Annotated in this window: 23 protein-coding genes; 4 read left to right on the top strand and 19 right to left on the bottom strand. The window is 47.1% G+C overall.

Annotated elements, in window-relative coordinates; genetic code table 11:
* Positions 1 to 12: 12 nt before the first annotated feature.
* The 19 genes from CWO84_RS12740 to pgaB form a co-directional block, all read right to left on the bottom strand.
* The gene (locus tag CWO84_RS12740; RefSeq protein WP_051669942.1) at positions 13 to 963 is read right to left on the bottom strand and encodes a hypothetical protein; all 951 of its coding nucleotides are present in this window, start codon (positions 961 to 963) and stop codon (positions 13 to 15) included.
* Positions 960 to 2,063, bottom strand: coding sequence for a DegT/DnrJ/EryC1/StrS family aminotransferase (locus tag CWO84_RS12735; RefSeq protein ID WP_033156507.1), 1,104 nt, complete (start codon positions 2,061 to 2,063; stop codon positions 960 to 962). Before CWO84_RS12735 ends, CWO84_RS12740 begins: the two co-directional genes overlap by 4 nt.
* Positions 2,060 to 3,055 carry an NAD-dependent epimerase/dehydratase family protein gene (locus tag CWO84_RS12730; protein WP_033156508.1) on the bottom strand — a complete coding sequence of 332 codons (996 nt, stop codon included), beginning with the start codon at positions 3,053 to 3,055 and terminating at the stop codon, positions 2,060 to 2,062. Before CWO84_RS12730 ends, CWO84_RS12735 begins: the two co-directional genes overlap by 4 nt.
* Positions 3,052 to 3,771: a class I SAM-dependent methyltransferase gene (locus tag CWO84_RS12725; protein ID WP_201799029.1), complete on the bottom strand. Its 720-nt coding sequence runs from the start codon at positions 3,769 to 3,771 to the stop codon at positions 3,052 to 3,054. The genes CWO84_RS12730 and CWO84_RS12725 overlap by 4 nt, the downstream gene beginning before the upstream one ends.
* Positions 3,768 to 4,607 (bottom strand): methyltransferase, TIGR04325 family, encoded by an 840-nt coding sequence (locus CWO84_RS12720; protein WP_051669943.1) that lies wholly within the window; start codon positions 4,605 to 4,607, stop codon positions 3,768 to 3,770. Before CWO84_RS12720 ends, CWO84_RS12725 begins: the two co-directional genes overlap by 4 nt.
* Positions 4,592 to 5,791, bottom strand: a complete 1,200-nt coding sequence (locus CWO84_RS12715) for a glycosyltransferase family 4 protein (protein ID WP_033156509.1) — start codon at positions 5,789 to 5,791, stop codon at positions 4,592 to 4,594. Before CWO84_RS12715 ends, CWO84_RS12720 begins: the two co-directional genes overlap by 16 nt.
* Before the next feature lie 16 nt (positions 5,792 to 5,807).
* A complete protein-coding gene (locus CWO84_RS12710; protein ID WP_033156510.1) occupies positions 5,808 to 6,674 on the bottom strand; it encodes an FkbM family methyltransferase in 867 nt (288 codons plus the stop codon).
* A gap of 177 nt (positions 6,675 to 6,851) precedes the next feature.
* Positions 6,852 to 8,141: a lipopolysaccharide biosynthesis protein gene (locus tag CWO84_RS12705; RefSeq protein ID WP_033156511.1), complete on the bottom strand. Its 1,290-nt coding sequence runs from the start codon at positions 8,139 to 8,141 to the stop codon at positions 6,852 to 6,854.
* A gap of 88 nt (positions 8,142 to 8,229) precedes the next feature.
* A complete protein-coding gene (locus CWO84_RS12700) occupies positions 8,230 to 9,108 on the bottom strand; it encodes a glycosyltransferase family 2 protein (RefSeq protein WP_101053021.1) in 879 nt (292 codons plus the stop codon).
* Positions 9,105 to 10,178 carry a glycosyltransferase gene (locus CWO84_RS12695; protein WP_033156513.1) on the bottom strand — a complete coding sequence of 358 codons (1,074 nt, stop codon included), beginning with the start codon at positions 10,176 to 10,178 and terminating at the stop codon, positions 9,105 to 9,107. Before CWO84_RS12695 ends, CWO84_RS12700 begins: the two co-directional genes overlap by 4 nt.
* Before the next feature lie 15 nt (positions 10,179 to 10,193).
* The gene (locus CWO84_RS12690) at positions 10,194 to 11,384 is read right to left on the bottom strand and encodes a glycosyltransferase (RefSeq protein ID WP_240618038.1); all 1,191 of its coding nucleotides are present in this window, start codon (positions 11,382 to 11,384) and stop codon (positions 10,194 to 10,196) included.
* Between the two features lie 50 nt (positions 11,385 to 11,434).
* Positions 11,435 to 12,562, bottom strand: coding sequence for a sodium ion-translocating decarboxylase subunit beta (locus CWO84_RS12685; RefSeq protein WP_033156515.1), 1,128 nt, complete (start codon positions 12,560 to 12,562; stop codon positions 11,435 to 11,437).
* Positions 12,563 to 12,704: 142 nt separating this feature from the next.
* Complete coding sequence (gene oadA / locus CWO84_RS12680) at positions 12,705 to 14,510, bottom strand: sodium-extruding oxaloacetate decarboxylase subunit alpha (RefSeq protein ID WP_033156516.1); 1,806 nt, start codon at positions 14,508 to 14,510, stop codon at positions 12,705 to 12,707.
* 53 nt (positions 14,511 to 14,563) lie between these two features.
* Positions 14,564 to 14,803 (bottom strand): OadG family transporter subunit, encoded by a 240-nt coding sequence (locus tag CWO84_RS12675; protein ID WP_033156517.1) that lies wholly within the window; start codon positions 14,801 to 14,803, stop codon positions 14,564 to 14,566.
* A 191-nt stretch (positions 14,804 to 14,994) separates the two neighbouring features.
* Positions 14,995 to 15,465, bottom strand: coding sequence for a peroxiredoxin (locus CWO84_RS12670; RefSeq protein WP_101053019.1), 471 nt, complete (start codon positions 15,463 to 15,465; stop codon positions 14,995 to 14,997).
* A gap of 4 nt (positions 15,466 to 15,469) precedes the next feature.
* Positions 15,470 to 15,994 carry an ACT domain-containing protein gene (locus CWO84_RS12665; protein WP_033156519.1) on the bottom strand — a complete coding sequence of 175 codons (525 nt, stop codon included), beginning with the start codon at positions 15,992 to 15,994 and terminating at the stop codon, positions 15,470 to 15,472.
* 81 nt (positions 15,995 to 16,075) lie between these two features.
* Positions 16,076 to 16,510 (bottom strand): poly-beta-1,6-N-acetyl-D-glucosamine biosynthesis protein PgaD, encoded by a 435-nt coding sequence (gene pgaD, locus CWO84_RS12660; protein WP_033156520.1) that lies wholly within the window; start codon positions 16,508 to 16,510, stop codon positions 16,076 to 16,078.
* Positions 16,507 to 17,853, bottom strand: coding sequence for a poly-beta-1,6-N-acetyl-D-glucosamine synthase (gene pgaC, locus CWO84_RS12655; RefSeq protein ID WP_205450394.1), 1,347 nt, complete (start codon positions 17,851 to 17,853; stop codon positions 16,507 to 16,509). Before pgaC ends, pgaD begins: the two co-directional genes overlap by 4 nt.
* 7 nt (positions 17,854 to 17,860) lie before the next feature.
* Positions 17,861 to 19,774, bottom strand: coding sequence for a poly-beta-1,6-N-acetyl-D-glucosamine N-deacetylase PgaB (pgaB, locus tag CWO84_RS12650; protein ID WP_205450395.1), 1,914 nt, complete (start codon positions 19,772 to 19,774; stop codon positions 17,861 to 17,863).
* A gap of 341 nt (positions 19,775 to 20,115) precedes the next feature.
* Between pgaB and CWO84_RS12645 the strand changes: the two genes are divergently transcribed.
* The 4 genes from CWO84_RS12645 (at position 20,116) to CWO84_RS12630 (ending at position 23,886) form a co-directional block, all read left to right on the top strand.
* Positions 20,116 to 21,708 (top strand): SulP family inorganic anion transporter, encoded by a 1,593-nt coding sequence (locus CWO84_RS12645; protein ID WP_101053017.1) that lies wholly within the window; start codon positions 20,116 to 20,118, stop codon positions 21,706 to 21,708.
* Positions 21,709 to 21,835: 127 nt separating this feature from the next.
* Positions 21,836 to 23,119: a DUF2130 domain-containing protein gene (locus CWO84_RS12640; RefSeq protein ID WP_101053014.1), complete on the top strand. Its 1,284-nt coding sequence runs from the start codon at positions 21,836 to 21,838 to the stop codon at positions 23,117 to 23,119.
* A gap of 129 nt (positions 23,120 to 23,248) precedes the next feature.
* On the top strand, positions 23,249 to 23,503 hold the full coding sequence (locus CWO84_RS12635) for an AbrB/MazE/SpoVT family DNA-binding domain-containing protein (protein WP_101053012.1): 255 nt from the start codon (positions 23,249 to 23,251) through the stop codon (positions 23,501 to 23,503).
* Positions 23,497 to 23,886: a type II toxin-antitoxin system PemK/MazF family toxin gene (locus tag CWO84_RS12630; RefSeq protein WP_101053010.1), complete on the top strand. Its 390-nt coding sequence runs from the start codon at positions 23,497 to 23,499 to the stop codon at positions 23,884 to 23,886. Before CWO84_RS12635 ends, CWO84_RS12630 begins: the two co-directional genes overlap by 7 nt.
* Positions 23,887 to 24,060 lie beyond the last annotated feature (174 nt).

Raw genomic sequence — 24,060 nt, 5'->3', positions numbered from 1 at the left:
TGCATTTTTAGCTTATAAAGGCTGCTGCCAATGTATGGTTATTCGCCAAACTTGCCTCCAAAAACCAAGAAGCAGCCCAAAAAACTTGTCGTTTAGAGTACACCTGCGCTGTGCCTTCACTTCCCACCCAAAAGTTGTGATGGTGTTAATTGCCCTGCGCAGATCGATGAAGTATTCGCGATAAATATGGCGCCTCGTTACCCATGGTAATGGGTAAGAACCGCAATCAACAGCATACCCGGTCGCGGATAAGCCTTTTAAAATACGTAATTCGTGAAAGTGCCAGCAGACCGCTCGGCCATGAGGAAAACGGGTTGCGTTCCAGGGGGCCAGCAAAAGCTCCTTGTCGATCAAGACATGGACTTCTTCAGAAAATCGCTCTGTCCAATCATCCAGATATTTTTGGTCCCCGAACTTACCGTCTTCCGCGCGTGCATAACACCACTCTAAACAACGGGCTTCCCACCAACTTCGAACCGCTTCCCCACCGTCTCTTTTGAAAATCATAAACTGAACGCAATACTGACCGGAGGTTGCTGATCGGTCATACTCCGGGGCGTAAGCATGATCCGTTATCAACACTTGTTTGCCAGATTCTTCAAACTCACGAAAAATCTGCCTTGGATTTACACGAAACCATAAATCCGCATCAAGATAAGTCACACGCTGAACAGATGAATCAGCTGCAAAAACAAAACGAGGGGTAAATGGCGTGAGCGTCCAGCAATATTCCGCTACTGTGCGTTGCTGTTTAACGTGAATCAGTTCATCCGTCTCAAGTTTGCTTAATTGCAGTAATCGGACATTTGGAAGATCAAGGCACCCCAACGTCTCAAATACCTCATCATCCATACACAAGACCCATAGGGTATAAGTTCCTGCATGTCTCTCCATGGATAAATGCAGAGCAAGCCCCTGCGGCAAAAAGAGGCTGTCAAATAAGGTTACGTAATGCTCGTTCATTTGCCCTGAAAAGAATTTACAGCGGCTATAACAGCCGCTATGTCCTCATCCGACATTTGGGGATGACAAGGCAAAGAAAGACAAGTGTCGGCGTGACGTTTGCTGTTAACCAAGCCAAACGGATCATGGCGAAGATTACGACAAGGTTCTTGCATATGAATGGGAACGGGGTAATGAATAAATGTTTGGATCTGATTTTGTTGCAAATATGTTTGGAGTGCGTCACGGCAAGGGCAAGTCACAACGAATAAATGATAGACATGCGCGGATCGGGATTCGGGGAGTGCGGGGCAAGTGACATAGGGATTCTTGATACCATCAAAGTAAGCCGACGCAATTTGCCGCCGGCGCTCCGTAAAATCAGGCAACCACTTTAGTCGCGCCGCCAAAATAGCAGCCTGCATTTCATCTAACCGACTATTCAAGCCTAACTCCGGGTGCTGATATCGCACACTTTGTCCGTAGTTACGCAATTGGCTTGCTCTTACAGCCAATTTTTCATCATCTGTCACAATCATGCCGGCATCGCCTAACGCACCAAGATTCTTGGTCGGATAAAAACTATATGCCCCAATAATCCCAAAGCTACCAGCTGCTTTATCATTTAATGACGCCAAGTGTGCTTGCGCACAATCCTCAATAAGCGCAATCCCATAATTTGCACAAAATTCCGTCCACAAATCCATCGCACGAACCTGTCCGTATAGATGAACCAAGACTACCGCCTTGGTCTTGGATGAGACACAACGACTTGCACTTTCCAAAGACAGCAACGCGTTTTGAGGTTCTATATCGGCCAAAACCGGCGTGGCTCCCGCTCTGATAATTGCTAATACTGTAGCAAATGCGGTCATAGGCGTAGTGATAACCTCATCACCGAGCCCAACTCCGAGCGCACGTAAGCCAATCTCTATGGCATCCATTCCATTACCAACCCCAACACCATAACCTAAGCCGCAGGCTAAAGCCCATTGCTGCTCAAAAGCAGAAACTTCCTTGCCTAACACAAACCAACCTGACTCGATAACGCGCTTCGCAGCCCCCAGCATGGCCTCTTGTAACTCCGGAGTCTCGGCCTTAAAGTCATTCATCAAAATCATGCGTTAGCGTCCCAATAGTGGCGATGATGCTCAGAATAGTAAGCCATTGTATTTGCTAATCCTTCGCGCAAACCAATTGTTGGCTGCCAACCTAATTCAGCGGAAATTAGCGAAAAATCACTGTAATAGTCACCTATATCAATCGCTTTGCGTTCAGGCGGGAACGGTATCAGTTCATATACACCGCCATGGCCAAGTTCAATCATCATCTGCGCCAAATCTTTTAAGCCAATGACTTCCTTACTGCCCAAATTGTATACCTTGCCGTTGGCTTGCTCGCTTGCACCAGCCAGTAATAGGGCGCTAACGCAATCATCCACATAATTAAAATCCCTTAGTTGCAGCCCGTCTCCAAAAACCTTTATCGGATTACCTTCAATCAATAGCCTCACCCAAATTCCAAGAAATGTTTGACGAGCATCCTTCACGCGCATGCCGGGACCGTAGGTATTGGTTAAGCGTAAGGCGCAGGCCTGGATATCATAAACATTGTTATAGAGAAGGTGATACCACTCACCGGCCAATTTGTTAATGCCATTGACATCCACTGGACGAATTGGATGTTTCTCATCCACCGGCAGGTAATCCGGCTTTCCATAAAGTTGTCGAGTACTGGCAAAAACAATCTTGACACCGGGATTAACTTTGCGGCAAGCCTCTAATATGGAAAGCTGCGCGGTGGCATTGATTTCCAGGTCTGTGCGTGGATCGACCATAGAATCAAGATGACTTGTTTGCCCAGCCAAATTGAAAAGGTAATGCTGATTTTGCAGCAAATAGGCAAGCGCAAATGAATCGCGTACGTCACAAACATTTACGGAAACTCGGTCACGGATATCTGCAATGTTAAATGGATTGCCGCCATATTGTGGTATGAGGCTATCTACAAGCGTAACGTTCGCACCAAGCTCAACTAAAACCCGGGCAAGATTGGAGCCAATGAAACCCAGCCCCCCCGTAATTAATATTTTTTTACCTTCATATGTATTCAAGAAATTTTTTCCGCCAACACAATATTATCAAGAAATAGATCCGCGTTTACAGGCAACACTCGACTAAAAAAAATACCGCATAAATTAATTGTTGCCATCACGGAAACCGTTAAAAGTAGCTTACAGATTTTTGGAAAAGATTGGATAATCTTAAAAATGAAAGCGTTTGTCAGTTGAAACAAAACAGACGCATCGGCACAAGTTTTTCTATGCTCGATGATTCTAAACCCATGTTTTTCCAACAGGGCGCGTAATCCAAAACTGGAATATCGCGCGAAATCGTAAGGCTGCTCATGCTCGTCCCAAACAAATGGAACCGTAAGCAATAAGCTACCATTAGGCTTTAGCACCCGATTGAGTTGCTCTAGAAACTCATCAGGATTAAATACGTGCTCGAGAACTTGATTACAAAGGACTGAGTCGAACGATGCATCATCAAATGGGAATTTTTTACCATCATAAAAATAATCCGCAATATCCCTCTGCCTGGAAAAGACACTATCAATCTCTAAACCGATGTAGGCACTAACATTAAAAAGCTGTTTATAGGGCTTAGTACCACAACCTACATCAAGTAAAACTCCTCTCAATTTAGGAGCGAATTCTGTCATAGCGCGGTATAAACCCAAACGTGAAAAATAAAAAGGATTTACAAAAACACCTAGCCATCCGGGGGTGTACATTTCTTTAAAATAATATGATTTAAAAAGAATCACGATTCACGCCGCTGCAATAACATACCTTGAAAAGAGAATTCAAAGCCTTTATTGGAATAAACCGTCCCTTCTGGACAATTTATGTTGCCTATCGAGCACCAATCTTGATTTATTTTATTTAGAAATGCAGACTCAGAAAAAACCCACATCGGGTAACTAGCCTTGTAAATAGAAAGTGGCACACGCTGGATTAACAGTCTATCTTGCGCAAGTTTTGAAAAAGGCGTACGATCAATGATTAAAATTGACGCCCCTATAAACGGCAATTTTTTGATAACGTCAAACGGGGATTCCAGATACTGTAACACGCTAGATAAAAGAATTACATTTGGCTTATTCTCAGCTAAACATTCATCAATCGAATAATAAAATCGCAACATGTCGTCCTGAATATGAGTTCTTCCGGCTTCTACATAATGGGCTTGCTCGACTACATTCCATCGAACATTGGACAATGTACTGAGGATAATCCGGTGCTGAAAATAGCCACTCCCCAAAGCACCGCCAAAATCCAGCACATTTAACCTGCCTCCAGCTAGAGCCGCTGCCCACATCAATCCCGACAAACCTGGCCAAACGAAATCAACGTTATAAAAGAGCACGGAATCACGCTCGAAAAGCGCATCGCCACACTTAACTGTTAGTGTGGCATCCAGTACTCTTTTAAGTATATCGTCCGCAGAGTAACCAATGCACAACAAAGCGGATTCATCCCAGGTACTACCAGCATCATCAAAAACTATACCACCACCAAAATATCGGTTAAATTTACGAATTAGAATCAGAGGCAAGATTTTTTTTAAAAAAAAATTAAAATTTTTCACAACAACGTACATTTTTTATTAATAAAATAGAAAAATTCCACTAATCTTTGTTGAGCAAAAACTTCCCAAGAATACTTCTGTTTTATTCTGTTCGCGCCGATAGCACCCATATTGACTCTTTGTTCCGTTTCAACTAAAATCAATATTTTTTTTGCTAAATCCTTAAAGTCGTTCTTCTTGAATCTCATACCATTCCCTTCAAATCTATCGACATCTTCTACCGTGTCGTTCACAATAATAGGCAGGCCACACGCCATAGCATCTAACTGGCTAGTAGATTCTTGCAACGGCCACACACCTATATCTGAGCTATGATAAATATTTGGCAAATCTTTTGGCTCTACAAACGGCAGTGTAGTGCATCCTTTGCAATTCTGAAGCTGACTCTGATAATCAGCATCACCGCAGCCTATAAATAATCCTTTAATAAATACGTAACCAATTTCGTGTAAATAATCTATTGCTTGTCCCAGTATGAGTGGTCCTTTATCTGCCGTAAAGCGCCCCGTATAAACACAAACAATATCGGCATCACCAAACCCTAGCTTTTCTCTAAACCTTGTTACTGAGACTTCGTTTCGTTCAGAATTGAAAATACCAGTTTCGACAGAAAGACTAGCTAACTTACACTTATCACTAGGTATACAAAAATAATTTGTAATATTAAAATAAACGTCCGGCGCTATAGGGTAAAATATATCAACATTATTGATAACATCTTCCAGCCAAAAATGCCTATTGCTTATCCAGAACTTAACCTTACTAATCAAATTAGTCGGCGGGGAAAAAACCGAAGAATGCATTCGGCTTTCACAAAATAAACAGAAATTGTATTTTGGCTTTAACTTTGCTAATAACGCAGTTGTTAACAGGTTTATCTCAAAGCAGTATATAACATCTGGATTTAACTTCTTTATTTTTTCTTCCAAACCAATTATATTTATTCCGTAGCGAGAAACCTCAGAATAATTTCTATGTAACGTGAAATATAAATTTTTGAATACACCTGTTTTTGTTTGAGAATTTCCGAGCTTATTTTTATATACCTTATCGTAGTCAGTCGAGGTAGCATATACTTGCAAATTAGAAGTAACCAAATGCACTTCTTGATTTAGCTTCCCAAAAGCCATAGGCAAGAAATTTTCTGAATAGCCCATGCTCTCAGAATACCAATCTGATACTATTAAAATTTTCATACCTAAAGAATGCCTATTACCTCATCAGTCCCACACTATTTAAATAATCCGCAACACCCTGAGTGCATATTAAAAAGTTCTGATGATCGTTATTCCAAAGGCCAGACACCAAAGTTAAACTATTTTTAACTTCATCTATAGAAAAATATCTATAACTTAAACCTTCAAGCAACTTATTAATTTTATTTGCACTATCATCACTAATTATTTCCACCACGATTGACGGCAAGCTCACTTTTAATTCAGGATACATCGACTCCAGAACTGAAAATTCATGCCCCTCAACATCGATCTTAATTAAATCAACATTTTTTAGCGAATACTTATTTTGTAAATACTCATAGGGCTTAACATCAACGACAACCTCAATAATTTTAGTATCTCCAGCAACCTCAGGGTGTAGTTTATATCTATTATCGTTAATAGATGTCATATAATTTAATCTATCTTTCAGCATGAACATTGATGCGTTTCCATCATAATTTGACAACGCTATCCGTTCAACACTGACAGGAAAATTATTTTTTTTTATATTTAATTCCAATAACTCATAATTTATCTGTATTGGCTCGACCGCTATAATTTTCGCCGAACTGTTATTACTTTGAGAAATTAGACTAAATACACCAGTATTCGCTCCGACATCTAATATTAAATGAGCTCGTTTTGACAAAGCAGCCCAAATCTTAAGAGACTGCCTTTCCCATCGACCATAAAGACCATACTTATATAATTCAGATTCTATAAAGCTATCTTTTCTCCAAAACATTTCAATACACTTACCAGAACCATGATCATACAACTTTATAAATCTTTCTTTTTCTGGCTCACGATATTTCTTAAAAAAAATTGATAGCATTACTTTTATAAAACTTTTAACCATATTTATTTTTTCTTAAAAAAGTTGCCTCAGTAAAATGTAAGCTATATGGTAATATCCCAGCAACAGATGCTTATCGACTAGTCACGATAATAATAACGAAAAGCATACCATAATTTCTTTAAGTCACTTTCCATTATATAAAACAAACACGCCGACCGAAAATACGAAGCCGAATATTCAAATATTCACGTACTGTTTCTTTTTGATTAGAATAAAAATATAATATAAATTAAACTGCACTGCGCTTACAAGCACACCAACAACTGAAACCCCTAGAATACCATAGAGCTTTGATCCAAAATAATTTAGCGGCAAACTGATGCACGCAACAAACACACCGAATAAAATAGTCAGAAAAGTCATATTCCAGTATATAACATAATTACTTAATAAACCGGTAAGCCCTGAAATAATACATGTAATCATTGCATAAGGTAGAATCCGCAAGACACCTGAGTATTTTTCATCTATTATTTCAAAGAATATCGCCATAAACAAACCAAACCATATAAAAAGCGCAATAGCAACAAACACTCCACCTAAAACTAGAAATGTTTTTTTCGTTTTAGCCAGATTCAGAGACACATCTTTTTCCTTTAAGAACAAAGGAAGCCAAACATTTTGGAATGCCGAAAAAACAATAGTAATTATATTCGCTAAAGTGAATGACAAATAGTAAACCGACAAATCAGCTAACGAGCAATATTTCTCAATAAAATATTTATCAGAAAAATTAACAAAAACCCCCAATATAGCCGAGCCCATTATTGGCAACCCTATTTTCAAAGCTTTTACTGCCAACCCTAAATTTACCTTTGGACACATAACATTAATATAAAAATGAAAAAAAAATGTAAGTGCGAATATTTCACTGAATAAATATGCTTTTGCACGTATATCAGCCTTATCACCTGACAACCAGTACATTGCACAGACTCCAACTACAGTGCCGATTATAAAGCGAGATAGGTTATATAACTGTTGCTCAGCAACAAGCTCCTCCGCCATAAAAAAATACAATAACATGCATGAGTACACTGAGCTTATCATGCCAATTAATATTAGCCATCTATAATGATGATAAGCAATAGATTTAGAAAATAAACTCTTAACAAGAACATCATCCCAACCAAAAAAGTATAATGGAGCAAGAAATATTATTAAAAAAACAATTAAAATAACATTAATTGTATACAATAAAGACGCCCTTTCTTCACTACGCAAACTATGATATAGCTTTATCTGAGAAACATATAATCCAAAATTAAGAACTAGCCCAAAAGTACCTATAACTGACAACATATAATTGAATACAGCGTATTCTTCTTGCGTCATCAAATGCAGATATATCGGCAAAAAAATTATCCCTGAAGCTTTAACAAAGCCATCAACACTAAATAACTTTATAAAACGCCTTAGAACAATACTCTCTTTATACTCAAATATAAATTTTTTAAGAATTCTCAATTTTTTCGCCAGCTATTATTTTAATACCGGTTTACACAATAAAAAATTAAAGCGAATAATATTTAATACATTAATTAATTGCTTTTAATTACCAAACAACATACCTCGCTCGATTAAATAAATATACAAGAAAATAGCGGACAAAATATAGCGCTACTCCTAGCTGGCATAGCCATGAAACAGGATAGTGAAACTTGAATAAAGTAATAACATCTCGCAGATTGCGATGGGATCTAGTGCTGGTCAAAGAATGCATAAATCCAAAAATGCTAAGCCTAGCTGGATTACTAGCCTGACTGGTGCTATGCGAATCAATATCCACGACTACATGAGGCGCTACATTAAGCGAAATTTGCTGCTTTCTGGCACGTAAATAAAAATCATGGTCGGCACCATAATGTGGCAAGCGTTTTTCGTCGAACAAGCCTATTTTGTTAAATACCGCAACGGGAACTAGCGCTCCTCTGCCGCCAACGATTAGTTTGACGGGGATAACATCTTGGGTGAGCATCTTAGCGCTGAGTTTCTTGGGGCCTGTTATCGTGGAAAACCCCAACAAAAAGCAGGTACTGGGACTGATAGACGTGATTTGTCCGCTTTGCCAATCGCGCTGTACTGGAGCAATAATGGCTTCGGGATATGCTTCAGTTGATTGGACCAGGTAACCCACAGTATCCGGCGCCACATAGCAATCGTCGTTTAGCAACATCACATAGTCCGCGCCACGCTCTATAGCCGCACGAATCCCCAAATTGGTTGCGCCAGTCCACCAAAGTTCGGATGAACCTTCCAAGCGAATCACATCTGGAAAATCCTTAGCCAGGCCAATCCGCGTGGTGTCATTGGTGCCATGATCGACTACCAAAACAGTAAACGTACGATATTGGCTTGCGGCCAAGGCCTCCAAACAACGCCGGGTTTGCGTGTAGCCATTAAAGTCGGTAATGACGATAAAAAGATTTTTCATCCGGCAAGTTTAGTCAAAGCTTCATAAAGTTTTTGACCAATTAATCGCCAAGCTAACTCTTCTGGAAACAAAGCTATTTCTGGGGTCTGAAGCTGTGAGAGGATTGCTTTTGCCATATCGACTGTATCGGGATCGCAAATAGATGACGGTGCATCTTTAAAGATCTGTTCGTGATTGGAAACCCGTGTAGCTACAACTGGTTTTCCGCAAGCAAGGTATTCCGCAATCTTGCATGCGCCGGACATACTATTGAATGTATCATCGGCATACGGCACGCATACCACGTCACAAGCCTGTATAAGTTTTGGTATGTCTGATTGTTCCAACTCACCAAAATAGTCTATCCACGGCTCGTCAAAGCATACATCCGTTACTCGTCCGGCCAATACAAGACGCAAATTCGGCAGAGCCGATCTGGCTCGTCGACAGGCTTCGATCAGAAGCGGTCCTCGGGACGGCGTAATTGAACCGAAATAACCAACCAATGGAATATCGGTCACCAGTTTCATCGCCAGTCTGGCCCGTAAATGATCACCTTTATTGAATAAGGCCGTATCAACTCCATTTTCGATTAATAGGGCATTTTGGTTAAGTTGGGTAAGGACTTTTTGTAACAGAGGTTGGCTTGCACATAAAACCAAATCGGCTTTCTTAACCGTATGATCAAACAGCAAAGCGAGTCCTTTAAATCGGTTGATCCGAAAAGACGGGTAATAATCATACACATCGTAGACAAATGGCACTCCAAGTCTTCTTGCTATCCAAAGCCCTAGGTAACCAATGTAAATGTCGCCACTTGCGATGAGAACATCCGGTTTGGCAATACAAGCATTGCGATAGGCATCCAGAAGAAATCGAGGTATCTTGCTTGCCGTTGCTGGAATGGTATGAAAAGAAACACCCGCTTCGTTAACGCTTATTTCTGTGTTATTTCGATAGTCAATGGCATCAACAAAAACATCGCTACCATGGGTCACCCATTGTTTCGGCAAATGGTAAAGCCGCCCAAAGCGATCATGAATTAGATCTTTGTTGGTGTAATACCGCTTACACAGGAAGTAGATGTTCATTACCGCTTAACTACTCTATGACTGTCGGCTATAAATTGCGACAAACTTACTGGCGATCTCTTTCCAATCATAAGGTTCGGCAGCCAGCCTCCCAAATGCGCACAGTCCTTTTCTTAAAGTTTCATCCACCAATAGCTGCTCAATCGCCTTTGAAAGCGATTTTGTTTGCTTAGGATCAACTAACAACCCCGTTTTTCCATGCTCAATTATTTCGGCAACGCCACCAGTGCGCGTACTTATCACAGCAGTGCCGCTAGCCATCGCTTCCAATAAAATTACACCTTGGCCTTCCGTATCGCCATTGCTGTCGACAATTGATGGGGCGATGAAAATATCAGCTGCCGCATAGTAGTCCGGTAAGATGGCGTTCGGAAATCTGCCGTGAAAAACCACCTTATCTTCAATCTTTAAATCAACCGCTAACATTTTTAAACGTTCACGCTCGATGCCATCGCCAATAATCCATAATTCAATGCGATCAAGTAGGTTTTTAGGCAAATCAGCAACCGCCACTATCAGATCGGCCACGCCTTTTTTTTCAACCAAGCGCCCGACAAATAATAGAATTGTTTTTTGCTGATTGTTTGGCTTGAGAATAGCTTTTGCATTGCCGGCCGCAAATTTTTCATAGTCTATGCCCATGGGAATAATCTGCGGCTTGGGCAAATCCGGGCCTACGGCATCGGCAGTGGCTTCGGTGTTGCTGGTCCAAGCTGCGCAATGCTTTATGGTCCAGCGTTTGATAGCCCCTAAAACGCTACCTCGCAACGCAAAAGCGTCACCACCGTGCGCGGTCACCAACACCGGGATTTTGAACAGCTTGCCTAACAATACCGCTACCGTGCCTTGCGGGAAAATCCAGTGGGCGTGTATCAACGACGGCCGGCGGGCAACCATAATCGCGGCCGCAGTAATAAACATAGACAGAATGAAAAAAGGCACCTGCAACAACAACCAAGGCGCGGTTCGCAAGTTGGGTAAAATCCCTGAGCCGTAAGCTAACATTTGCCACTTACGCGGCCAAAAATAACGAAAATGGCGACAAACTATGCCGTCAGGCTGCGTAGTAGGGATTGCTTCCGGATGATCCGGTGAGAGGATATAAAGATTAACTTTCTGGTTTGCCAGAGCTTCCGCCAAATAGCGCAAGAAAACCGATGCACTGTCGTCTTTACTGCGTGGATAACTTGATGTCAGCCAAAGCACCTTAATCGGCTGGTCCTTGGCTGACAGGGCACTCATACAGAGTTTTGGCGCTAACGAACCAAACTCAACAACACGCCCGCCGCGACTGCTGAGCCGATCACACCAGCCACATTCGGTCCCATCGCGTGCATTAACAAAAAGTTGTGCGGGTTACTTTCCAAACCAATTTTATTAGCCACCCGCGCTGCCATGGGCACGGCGGAAACGCCGGCAGCACCAATCAACGGATTGATAGGCGTACTGCTGAAACGGTTCATGACTTTGGCCATCAGCACACCACTTGCAGTACCGATAGAAAAAGCGACTGCGCCCAGGCCTAAAATACCCAGTGTCTCCATTTTCAAAAACGCCTCGGCACTCAGCTTGGAGCCGACCGACAAACCCAGGAATATCGTGACTATATTGATCAATTCGTTTTGCGCGGTTTTACTCAGTCTTTCGACCACGCCGCTGGCGTTCATCAAGTTACCCAAACAAAACATGCCCACCAGCGGTGCAGCAGAAGGCAGCAACATGGCGGTCAACACCAGCAACATCAAAGGAAATACGATTTTCTCGGCCTTGCTAACCACTCTAAGTTGTTGCATTTCTATCCGCCGCTCTTGCTCGCTGGTCAGCGCGCGCATAATGGGCGGTTGAATCAAGGGTACTAATGCCATGTAAGAATACGCGGCCACCGCAATCGCTCCCAACAATTCCGGAGCCAATTTGGAAGCCACATAGATCGCAGTGGGGCCGTCAGCACCACCGATGATGGCAATCGCCGCCGCCTGCTTAAGCGTAAAATCCATACCTGGAACGGCATTCAACGCCAACGCGCCGAATAGAGTCGCGAATATCCCGAATTGGGCGGCGGCCCCTAAAAACAAAGTTTTAGGGTTAGCCAACATCGGGCCGAAATCGGTCATCGCCCCGACGCCCATAAAAATCAGTAGCGGAAAGATGCCTGCCTTGATACCACCATATAGGTAATAAAGGATGCCGCCTTCGTCTATCATGCCGGCCACCGGAATGTTGCTCAGCACCGCGCCAAATCCTATCGGCAATAGCAGCAAAGGTTCAAAGCCTTTTTTGATAGCCAGATACAACAGCAAAAACCCCACCGCCATCATAATGACTTGCGGCCCGGTAACGTTATAGATACCCGTGCTTTCCCACAACAGTCTAAGATTTTCCATGGATTATGTATTCAATCGGTTGTTTGATCAGAATCACCGCCATCGCACCCGCCAGTAGCGTGGCGCGAATCGCTGATCAGCGAATTACTTAGATCCCGGGCCTAAGCTAACGGCCCGAGACCACGTTAAACGATAAGAAATATTACAAGGTGACCAATACATCGCCGACCGCCACGGAATCCCCCTGACGAACGTTTACCGCGCTGACGATACCGGCTACTTTGGCGCGGATCTCAGTTTCCATTTTCATCGCTTCCATAATCAAAACGACATCGCCTTCGGAGAGATGAGAGCCTACATTGACATTGACTTTAAGCACCACGCCAGCCAGCGGCGATTCCACAACACCACTGCCGCTGACGATAGGCGCAGTGGCTGCCAACATGGGGCCGCTGTCCAAAACGGACTGTACTGTAACCGGTTTAACGACTAAGTCGGCACCGCCGGATGCCACCGCTACGTGATAGTTTTTGCCGTCGACGTTAACAGTGTAGGTCTCTGCGACCACGGCTTTCTGGGTAACGGCGGGCACTGACGCTGTCGCGCTCTCTGCTCCCGGTTTAGGTTCAAAAGCCTCCGGGTTACCGCGGTTTTGAATGAATTTCCAGCCGACTTGCGCAAACAAACCATCAATAAGCGCATCTTCTTCAACACTGTCGGCCAGTTTCACGCCTTCCGCCGCGGCTTTGGCTTTTACATCTGCCACCAGTTTGTCCATCTCGGCTTCCAGCAAATCCGCCGGTCGGCATGTGATCGGTTCGGCGCCGTTCAGCACGCGCGCCTGCAATTCTTTATCGACTGGGGCTGGCGTTGCGCCGTATTCGCCTTTCAATACACCGGCGGTTTCCTTGCTGATCGTTTTGTAGCGCTCGCCGGCTAGCACATTCAACACGGCCTGAGTACCGACAATTTGCGAAGTGGGCGTGACCAGCGGGATGTAACCCAGGTCTTTACGCACTAACGGAATTTCCTGCAGCACCGCATCGAAACGATCTGCCGCGCCCTGCTCCCGCAATTGACTTTCCATATTGGTTAGCATGCCGCCCGGCACTTGCGAGACCAAAATCCGGCCATCCACGCCTTTTAGGCTGCCTTCAAATTGCGCATATTTTTTGCGCACTTCTCGGAAATAAGCGGCGATTTTTTCCAGCTTGGCTAAATCCAGACCGGTTTCGCGCTTTTGGCCGGCCATGGCCGCCACTATGGTTTCAGTGGGGCTGTGACCGTAGGTCATGCTCAACGACGAGATGGCGGTATCGACATTGTCGACGCCTGCCTCAACAGCCTTGATGTATGTACCGACACTTAAACCGGTGGTAGCGTGGCATTGCATATGGATTGGAATCGCCACGGCTTTTTTTAGTTTGCTGATCAGCTCGTAAGCATCGTAAGGCGTCAACAAACCGGCCATATCCTTGATACAGATAGAGTGCGCACCCATGTCCTCAATTTGCTTGCCCTGCTCAACCCATTTCTTGATGGTATGCACCGGACTGGTGGTGTAGGAAATAGTGCCTTGGGCATGGGCATCGGTATGTAGCACGGCTTTGATGGCGCGGTCGATATTGCGCATATCGTTCATCGCATCGAAAATCCGAAATACGTCTATACCGTTGACCACGCAACGCTCGACGAATTTATCGACCACATCGTCCGCATAATGCCGGTAGCCCAAAATATTTTGCCCGCGGAACAGCATTTGTTGCGGGGTATTGGGCATGGCTTTTTTTAACAGCCGTAAACGCTCCCAAGGATCTTCGCCCAAATAGCGAATACACGCATCAAAGGTGGCGCCCCCCCAGGATTCGATAGACCAGTAACCGATTTGATCAAGCTGCTCGCAAATTGGCAACATGTCTTCGATACGTAGCCGGGTCGCCAGAATTGACTGATGGGCGTCACGTAATACCACCTCAGTAATTCCTAGGGGCTTATTTACCTTTTCCACTCTTTTCTCCTAATGACGTTTTTGGGCCGAGCACTGCTACCTTGTGGGTATGATTATCCGTGTTTATGTTTTTTGCGGTACTGATGAACAGCTGCGGTAATAGCAGCGATAACGGCTTTATCGTTGCCTGCCACGACAGGTTGATCCGAAAACTTGGCAGGCATTTCCGGAAAATAGCGGCGTACCAGCCGGGACATCACATTGATAGCCACGATCAACATGGCCAAAAATGCGTAAACCATACCCATGCCTATCAACATCAGCTCAATCCCTGAGGACAGCATTTCGTTCATGTGTTTCGTCCAAATGATTAAAAACTGTGTTCATTATCGCCAAAACCACCGGATTAAACAATCCTGAGCGGGGCGCAGGGTTTAATTGCCCTAGCCGGCGTAAGGCAAAACAAGATTATTAGACGGTCGTCTTAAGTAGTCTGACGCTAACTGAATAAGATCATCAATGAGGATGGACTGGCGCCGATTTATTAAGCGGCCGATTGCAAATAGCTCAACACCTCGGCAATATGGGCTTTAACCTGCACCTTACGCCACTCCTTGACCAACACACCTGCTTCGTCGATCAGGAAAGTGCTGCGCTCTATACCCCGCACTTGCTTGCCGTACATGTTTTTCATTTTGATGACATCAAATAAATTGCAAAGGCTCTCGTCCTGATCTGATAACAAATCAAACGGAAACTCTTGTTTACATTTAAATCCCTCGTGCATTTTCACGCTATCACGGGATACACCGAGGATAACGGCATTTAATTGATTGAACTGTTCGATATTATCCCTAAAGCCTTGACCTTCCTGGGTACAGCCGGGGGTGTTGTCCTTGGGATAGAAATATAAAACGACTTTTTTGCCGCGATAGTCGCTCAGTTTGACGGTTTTTTCGCCGGTGGCGGCAATTTCAAAATCGGGAACGGCGGAGCCGAGAGTAGCTAAAGTCATCAGATCACCTTTTAATGGGTTCGAGAATAGCGTCGATGTTCAAGCTGTCGCAAAAATCCAGAAACTCTTCACGCAACGATAAAATGCGCACTTCCGGCGGTACCAGCAATACATATTTGGTGGAGAACACCGGCGTGTTAAAAAACGCCGCTTGATGGCGGCTGGCAGTCACTTCTTCGATAGAAATGCCCCTGTCCAATAAAAACGATGTCACCGCGAACAGCACGTCATTTTTATCCATGGAAATGGTTTCCAATGTGTAAGGCACCCCCTCCAATACTGGCGGGATTTCATCCGGCCGTAAAAAACTCATCTGAATTTCGAATCGAACTTTTATCGCTTCCAGCATACCTTCCAGCTTGGCGATATGATTCCAATTGCCGGCTATCAGCAGATAAGCCGCAGTGATTTGGGTCAGGTTGGACGTGCGCAGTTCCACGACACTGCATTGACAGGCACTCAGGGCCGAGAGGATTTCCGCGATAAAACCGTTGGACTTGCCGCCCAACACTGTGATTGCAAGTTGCATAATGTAAGTCCTTGAATACGCCTAGCGCAGTGTAACATCAACGCCGCGAAAAGCAGAACCACAACCCAGCAATCCGGACTACTATGAATCTATCTCGGTAATCACCGCGTGATTATCGAAGTGCACGGTTACTTTTTTGCCGGCCCGAGCCTTCAATACCAAGGCTTCATCGACCTTAAACGCCACCGCCAACTGTTGATCAGTGACAGGCGCGGTCCGCTTCGGAGCGACGCTGGCATGCAACCAGGACAAATACAAAGTCCAAAACAACCAGATGCCGGCAATGATCACCACGATCTCGCCGTACAACTGCAACAATTCCAACAGCGTTTTATAACCCCCGAACCAGCGGATCTCGTCGGACAGGCTTTTCAAACCCATCAACCAGGCGCCGAGCGTAAACAGGGGCCACAAAAAATACAACCAAAGCACCCAACTCAATACCGACATAAACGCCGAACCGCATTTTTGCCGGAAACTTTGTAGATGCGGTTGGTTGATGATGATGTCTTTCATTTTTGCCTCAAGCCTCTATCCAAGGTTACCCACACCGCCCGCTGGCCGCGCTTTTTGCGCAAGGCCTTGATGCAGCCGTTAATCGTGGTCCCGACATTGATTAGCCAATAGACAATCGGATACCAAATCATCCAATAGTAATGCTGCGCGGAGCCGCCGCTCTTACGCTCGTAACTGGAATCGATAGTTAAACTGACGGCAAACTGAATCAAACAGGTGACGCATAACAACATACTGGTCCAATGCGGCGATAAATCTTCCAGCGCCTCCTGCGGTTCGCTGCTAAGCCACTCGATCGGCACCAGCGCCAGCATCGCCACCACCAGAAACGCCCAGGTCAAACTGATGCAGCATTCCAGATACAGCGGCCACATACCACGGGAACGCCAGCTAAACAGCGGCCGGAAATAACGCAGCAAGACCTCAACTCCACCTTGCGCCCAGCGGCTGCGCTGTTTCCACAAGCCGTTTAGCGTTTCCGGCATCAACACCCAACACAAGGCATTGGGCTCAAAACGGATAGCCCAGCCGGCCAATTGCAGTTTCCAGCTAATGTCGATGTCCTCGGTCACCATGTCCGGACTCCAATAGCCCACATCGTGCAAGGCAGTTTTCCGGAAACCGGCAATCACTCCGGAAATGGTAAATACATGCCCATAAGAACGCTGCGCACGCTTGATCATCCCAACGATAGCGGAAAACTCCCCAACCTGAATTTTGCCCAGCAAAGTGGAACGGTTGCGGATACGCGGATTACCGGTCACCGCGCCGACATGCGGATCTTCCAGAAAATGTCGAACGATCCAGGCCGTCGCATTCGGCGCCAGCAAGGCGTCACCGTCAATGCCGATCAAAATTTCGCTATTGGCTAATAATGCTGCGGTGCGCAAACCCACCGCCTTGCCTTGATTGCTGGCTAAATTGACCACTCGAATTTGTGGGTGCTGGTCGGCCAGCTCGTGCAAAATTTCCAGCGTGTTGTCTTTGCTGCCGTCGTTGATCGCAATAATTTCGTAGTTGGGATATTCCTGATGCAGCAGATATTCGATGGTCTCCCGGACATTCTCGCCCTCGTTATAGCAAGGGATCAGAATCGACACGGACGGATATTCGGGTAACTGCGGCAGATCGGACAACACATTGCCGCGATTCCGCTCCCAACGCACGTAATAAATCATGCCGCCCAACATCCAGACATAGGCCATCAGCAACGGATAATAAAACACAAAGCGCGACAGCCATTCGTTGAACTGCCACCACGGCACTTCCTGCAAATATTCCAGGGTGATCAACCACCAGTCGATAAACTGCTGCACCCAGGCTTGGTCTAGCAAGTTTTCCATGTATCGTTTAATCCTTTCTCGAAACCGGGAAGAATTTTTTCAGCTCGGCCAACTTCGGCTGATCGTTAAACACATTATCCGGGTAATAACCGATATGCTTGGCGCCGTGCTTTTTCAATAACTCGAATTGCTCGGTAAACACCGGCATCGCAATATCCTGCTTGGTTTTCCAATTAACCGCCTGCAATTCGAACACCATCTTGTCCAATCCGTCCGGATATTGCGCGGTCTTTTCCACCAACTCTATCAACCATTGTTTGGGATTTTCCGCCTCTTCCATGAAAGGCATCGCTTCCACCGCCACGTAGTCGTAATGCTTTAAAAATGCCGGGAAAGACTGCGCATACCATTCTTCGCTATAAGGCTTTAACAGCGGCAACGAATAAAAATTGCGGGCGGTTTTGATGTAAGGCCGATAGAACCGGACCTTGTCGGTCAAATAATCGGTGAACTGGCCGATCAACTCGGTTTTGTGCTGGGCCCAACGCAAGCGTAACTCGCTGGATGCGTGGATCTTGTCGAACTCGGCCGGCATGCCCCAGACGTTGCGACTGAAGTCCATCGCCAGCGGCGAGACGTCTTCAAAATCCGACAAAATCCCGTCGTCGTGAAACAGAATGCCGTTAAAGTCGCAATGTTTCGCCAGGTCTTCGTAAATTTCGCCGACAAACTGCCGGGCTTCCGGGTTAAACGGCGACAAACGGGTATAGATATGCCGGGACAACTGCGGTTCGCCGTCGCGCCATTCTTTCACGTACCATTTCAGCGGCACATCGGCTTTATACGCCATGATCGGCATCCAGGCATACACTCTCACGCCTGCCCGCGTGCGCAATTGCAAGGTCACATGATTAAACATATCCCGGCGTACCGGCAAATGCCGATTAGGGAAATACAGTTTGTCGGCATTACCGTCGCCATCCGGGTCGGAATAGGCTTGCAGATAAACGGTATTGGCGCCGCTGGCTTTAATTCGCTCCACCACCAAGGCCAAATTCTTTTCGGTCTGCTCTTCGTCCTCGTCGTAGATGTAATCCATATCCACGTGCGCGACCCGCAACTCCTGGCCCACGCGCTGGTTTTTGACGATTTCACCGAACTGTTTGGCGTTGACGTCGTCGGTGATCATCATCCGCTTCATCACATATGCATCGGCCAGGGTATTGGCGCCGTCGTTTAGCCCCATGGTCAATCGCATGCCAGCCAATTTCGTAGCTTCCAGCGCAATCGCGTTATATTCGCCGTAAGGCCACACCATCACCCGCGGCCGCTTGCCCAATATCTGAAACAAACGCTCGGAGCTTTTATCCACTTCCTGGAAAATCCGTTTGCGATAGTCCTCGTCTTTCTCGTATTCGTCGTATTCGTTGCTGTACAAACGCGAAGTGACCGCGCTTTGTTGATTGCCTTGCGGATTGGCGACGATGCCGTGATGTAAATCATAGGTGTGCGACGCAATCTCGACCAGACCGCTGTCCGCCACTTCGCGAATCTGCGCCGGCGTCATCAACGGTTTAACACCGGGCACATTCTGCTGCTCCAGCCAAGAACCGACTACCGCCAAGGTGGCCGGATACTTGTATTTTTTCAGCAAAGGCATGGCCCGGGTATAAAAACTCAGGTAGCCGTCGTCAAAGGTCAACATCACGGCTTTAGTCGGCAACACCTTGTCGCCCTTCATGCAATCCAGCAAATCCTGGACGCTGATCACGTGATAGTTATTCTGCTTCAACCAGGCAAAATGATCGGCCAAATGGTCTTTGTTGACCGCGATCCGATCAAATGGCGGCACCCGCTCTTCTTCTTCGAGAATGTCGTGATAATTCAATACCAGAAAGCTGGAGTTACCCGAATCGGCGGCCAGCAAGGGCTGGGCAAACAAACAGAAAAAGACAAAAATTACACGAGCAACAATGTGCATATTTATTAATTTAAGCGGGAAAAGAAACTGGAAACAGCTGGTTCTCAGTGTTAAAAAAGACCAGAATTGGCCGGCCCATTTTACCCGAATCATCAGGCTAGGCCCGTTTTATTTGTCCCTGCGACGCACTGTCGCAGGCCTAGGCAAACGTTAAAACCAACCTGCCACTGCGGCCTCCAACACCCGCTTGGCCATACCCGTAACAAAAAGCCGGAACAGCATCCGCCCACAAACTTCATAACGTTCGGAAAAAACTGGTTATGATTGAATAAAAACCTCATCCAATTCATTGCCCGATTAACTGCGTGCGTATCGGGCCATGCGACCTACCCGGAGAATTCATGCAAAAACCCTCGCTAGCAAATCATTGGCGGCAAGACCTCACCGCCGGCTTTTTGGTATTCCTGATCGCCTTGCCCTTGTGCCTGGGTATCGCCGTCGCCTCCGGCTTTCCACCGATGGCCGGCATCATTTCCGCCATCGTCGGCGGCTTGCTGGTATCGCGCATCGGTGGCGCGCAACTCACTATTACCGGCCCAGCGGCCGGTTTGATCGTGGTGATATTGACCTCCGTGCAAACCCTCGGCGACGGCGATACAATGGCAGGCTACCGCTATACCTTGGCGGCAATCGTCATTGCCGGCGCCTTGCAAACCGTGCTGGGTTACTTCAAAGCCGGCCGCTTGGCGGCATTTTTTCCGGCTTCGGTGGTACACGGCATGCTCGCGGCGATTGGCATTATCATCATCAGCAAACAATTACCGGTGATGGCCGGCGTGCAAAGCCAAGGTGCCAGCATCCTGTCCGGCATCGTGGCTTTGCCGCATAGCCTGATTTACTTCATGCCGCAAATTGGCTTGATCGCGCTGGCCGGTATCGTGGTGCTGATCGGCTGGCCGCAGATTCACCAGCCTTTGCTGCGCAAGATTCCGGCACCCATCATCGTCATTGCCTCCGGCATCCTGCTCGGCCATCTATTCCAGCTCGACCAATTGCAGCCGGGCGAAGCGTTCATCGTTCCTAAAGATGTTTTGTTTGCATCGCACTTTCTGGTGACATTCCCGGACAGTCTGTTGGCCAGTTTTTACCTGCCGGATTTCAGCAAACTGAGCGCCTTGGCGTTTTGGGAAAGTGTGATTTCAATCTGCCTGGTGGGCAGCCTGGAAAGCCTGCTCAGCGCCGCCGCCGTCGACAAGCTCGACCCGGAAAAACGCTACTCCGACTTAAACAAGGAATTGCGCGCGGCAGGTATCGGCAACGTAGTGTCCGGCATGATCGGCGGTTTACCGATGATTGCGGAAATCGTCCGCAGCTCAGCCAACATCGACGCCGGCGGCCGCAGCAGCTGGGCTAATTTTTTTCACGGCGGCTTCGTCTTGCTGTTTGTGGTGCTGTTTCCGGACTTGATCTCGACAATTCCCTTAGCCTCGTTGGCCGCGCTGCTGGTTTATACCGGCTATCGCTTGGCTTCGCCGCAAGCCTTTGCCAAAAGCATGGACTTGGGCAAGGAACAACTGGCTTTGTTCGTGATTACCATTTTCGCGATCCTGGCAACCAATCTGTTAGTCGGCGTACTGATCGGCATCGCCGCCAAATTGTTGCTGCACATCGGCCGCGGCGTGCCCTTGGGCAACTTGCTGTCTATATCTTTTAAACTGCAAGCCAACGGACCAAACAGCTGGATTGTTAAAGTCAGCGGCGCAGCTTTGTTCTCCAATTTTCTGGCGCTAAAAAGCCAGGTAGCCAGCCTGGCAGACGGCCAAACCGTGATCTTCGATTTAAGCGCCGCCGACTTGATCGACCACACCGTGATGGAGTTTATCGCCCATTACCGAGAAGACTACATCGCTCGCGGCGGACGCTGCGAAATTCATGGGCTGGCCGACTTGGAATCCTTGGGCGACCATGCTTTAGCCGCTAGACAGCGCAGATAAATATCGGCTTGCGCCCATCCATCAAACGCAGTAAATCCTCACCCGGCACGGATGCCGGGGTCAAAATGCCAAGTGTGTCTGGCGCCAATACCTGCGTATTCCGAATCTCTATATAAAGCCACTAAACATGACCGAAGCCACCATCACCTGCCCCAATTGCAGTACGCAAGTACCGTTGACCGAATCGCTGGCCGCGCCGCTAATTGCTGCCACCCGTAAACAGTTTGAGCAACAGCTACAACAAAAAGACCAAGCGATTGCCTTGCGCGAACAGGGTATCAAAGATCAGGAAAAACAACTGGCCGAAGCCAAGCGCGGCCTGGACGATCAAGTCGCAGAGCAAGTTGCCAAGCAACTGCAAGCCGAGCGCCAGCGGGTCATTGAGGAAGAAACCCGTAAAGCCAAACAAGCCGCTGCCGCCGAACTGGAACACAAGAACCGCGAATTAGCCGACTTGCACGAAGTGTTGAAAGTCCGCGACGCCAAACTGGCCGAGGCTCAGCAAGCCCAGGCCGAACTGATCAAAAAGCAGCGCGAACTGGATGACGCCAAACGCGAGCTGGAACTGACCATCGAAAAGCGCGTGCAAACCAATCTGGCTGAAGTGCGCAGCCAAGCTAAACGCGAAGCCGAGGAAGGCCTGAAACTGCGGGTGATGGAAAAGGACCAGACCATCGCCTCCATGCAGCAAAAAATCGAGGAACTGAAACAAAAAGCCGAACAAGGCTCGCAGCAACTGCAAGGCGAAGTCCAGGAACTGGAACTGGAAAACCTGCTGCGCGGCAAGTTTCCGTTCGACAGTATCGAACCGGTCGCCAAGGGCGAATTCGGCGGCGACGTGTTGCAACGGGTCAACGGCCCGAACGGCACCCCGGCCGGCAACATCTTGTGGGAATCCAAGCGCACCAAAAACTGGAGCGACGGCTGGTTAGTGAAGCTGCGCGAAGACCAGCGCGCCGCCAAAGCCGAATTGGCGGTCATCGTCAGCCATGCCTTGCCCAAGGAAGTGGAAACCTTCGACGTCATCGACGGCGTTTGGGTCACCAGCCCCCGCGCCGCCTTACCGGTCGCCACCATCTTGCGCCATACCCTGCTGGAAATCGGTTTGGCCCGCCTCGCCGCCGAAGGCCAGCACGGCAAAACTGCCTTGGTCTACGAATACTTAACCGGCCCGCGCTTTCGGCAACGGGTCGAAGCCATCGTCGAAGCCTTCTCCACCATGCAGGAAGACTTGGACAAAGAGCGCAAAGCCATCCTGAAACAATGGGCCAAACGCGAAGCGCAAATTGAGCGGGTGATGAACGCCACAGTCGGCATGTACGGCGACTTGCAAGGGATTGCCGGCAAATCGTTACAAGAAATCGAAGGCTTGGAGATGCGGGCGTTAGAGATGGATGGGGAATTGGAGTGACCTATCGACCAGCCGGTCGATCTGGTTTCCAAGCTCCGGCTTGGGAACCAGAGGAGTAGAGAAATTCACAAAATTGACCCGAATATAAAACCATGTTTATACTCGCGTTTAAACATCCCGGAGATCATCATGACCAAAGCCATACTCGACATCAAACAATGGGGTAATAACCTGGGCGTGCGCCTACCGGCGGCCATTGCCAAAGCAGCCCATTTGCACAACCATCAACGAGTACGGGTATCCGTTGAAGATGACAAGGTGATTATCACCCCGTTAGTCGACGAACCTTTAACGTTGGAACAACGTTTGGCCCGTTTCGATCCCGAGCGGCACGGCGGCGAAGCCATGGCAACCGCGGAAGCAATCGGTGCCGAACGTTGGTAAGCCGTAAGCAAGCAACGGCCTGGGTACCGGAAAGGCAAGACATCATCTGGATTGATTGCAATCCGCAAGTCGGCCAGGAAATGCGCGACATCCATCCGTTTTTAGTGCTTTCGCCAAGCATTTTCAACGAAAAAACCTCGCTGGTGATCGGCCTGCCAATGACAACTGCCGCCTATAACGCCGACAATCCGTTTGCGGTCGCCGTCGGTAAAGCCGGCGGCCGCAAAGCCGAACAAACCAGCTATGTGCTCTGCCACCAACCCAAATCCTTCGACTGGCGCTTGCGCAAAGCCAAACCGCATCCGCTTAAGGTCTTGCCGGGCGATTTGTTCACTCAGCTTTGCGAGCAACTGAATCAGATTATTCAAGTCGGCCCCGGCTGATCTACCGATGTGCCGGATTGAGCGGTGATCTGGCTCTGGTGGCTCTGGTTCCCAAGCTCCAGCTTGGGAACCCCGGTCTTGGAAGCTCCGGCTTCCAGTCTGGCTGTAGATAGGAAGCTAGTGCTTAATTCCGTAAGTTAGCGATAGTATTTCGTAATTGCGCACCGCGGACCT

Source organism: Methylomonas sp. Kb3 (assembly GCF_002834115.1).
Taxonomy (GTDB): domain Bacteria; phylum Pseudomonadota; class Gammaproteobacteria; order Methylococcales; family Methylomonadaceae; genus Methylomonas; species Methylomonas defluvii.
This window is presented reverse-complemented; position numbering and strand designations above follow the sequence as displayed.

Coding starts and splice junctions, on each gene's coding strand:
- CWO84_RS12740 (WP_051669942.1), bottom strand. CDS start 963: ATGAACGAGCATTACGTAACCTTATTTGACAGCCTCTTTTTGCCGCAG.
- CWO84_RS12735 (WP_033156507.1), bottom strand. CDS start 2,063: ATGATTTTGATGAATGACTTTAAGGCCGAGACTCCGGAGTTACAAGAG.
- CWO84_RS12720 (WP_051669943.1), bottom strand. CDS start 4,607: ATGTACGTTGTTGTGAAAAATTTTAATTTTTTTTTAAAAAAAATCTTG.
- CWO84_RS12715 (WP_033156509.1), bottom strand. CDS start 5,791: ATGAAAATTTTAATAGTATCAGATTGGTATTCTGAGAGCATGGGCTAT.
- CWO84_RS12710 (WP_033156510.1), bottom strand. CDS start 6,674: ATGGTTAAAAGTTTTATAAAAGTAATGCTATCAATTTTTTTTAAGAAA.
- CWO84_RS12700 (WP_101053021.1), bottom strand. CDS start 9,108: ATGAAAAATCTTTTTATCGTCATTACCGACTTTAATGGCTACACGCAA.
- CWO84_RS12695 (WP_033156513.1), bottom strand. CDS start 10,178: ATGAACATCTACTTCCTGTGTAAGCGGTATTACACCAACAAAGATCTA.
- CWO84_RS12685 (WP_033156515.1), bottom strand. CDS start 12,562: ATGGAAAATCTTAGACTGTTGTGGGAAAGCACGGGTATCTATAACGTT.
- CWO84_RS12675 (WP_033156517.1), bottom strand. CDS start 14,803: ATGAACGAAATGCTGTCCTCAGGGATTGAGCTGATGTTGATAGGCATG.
- CWO84_RS12670 (WP_101053019.1), bottom strand. CDS start 15,465: ATGACTTTAGCTACTCTCGGCTCCGCCGTTCCCGATTTTGAAATTGCC.
- CWO84_RS12665 (WP_033156519.1), bottom strand. CDS start 15,994: ATGCAACTTGCAATCACAGTGTTGGGCGGCAAGTCCAACGGTTTTATC.
- pgaD (WP_033156520.1), bottom strand. CDS start 16,510: ATGAAAGACATCATCATCAACCAACCGCATCTACAAAGTTTCCGGCAA.
- pgaC (WP_205450394.1), bottom strand. CDS start 17,853: ATGGAAAACTTGCTAGACCAAGCCTGGGTGCAGCAGTTTATCGACTGG.
- pgaB (WP_205450395.1), bottom strand. CDS start 19,774: ATGCACATTGTTGCTCGTGTAATTTTTGTCTTTTTCTGTTTGTTTGCC.
- CWO84_RS12645 (WP_101053017.1), top strand. CDS start 20,116: ATGCAAAAACCCTCGCTAGCAAATCATTGGCGGCAAGACCTCACCGCC.
- CWO84_RS12640 (WP_101053014.1), top strand. CDS start 21,836: ATGACCGAAGCCACCATCACCTGCCCCAATTGCAGTACGCAAGTACCG.
- CWO84_RS12635 (WP_101053012.1), top strand. CDS start 23,249: ATGACCAAAGCCATACTCGACATCAAACAATGGGGTAATAACCTGGGC.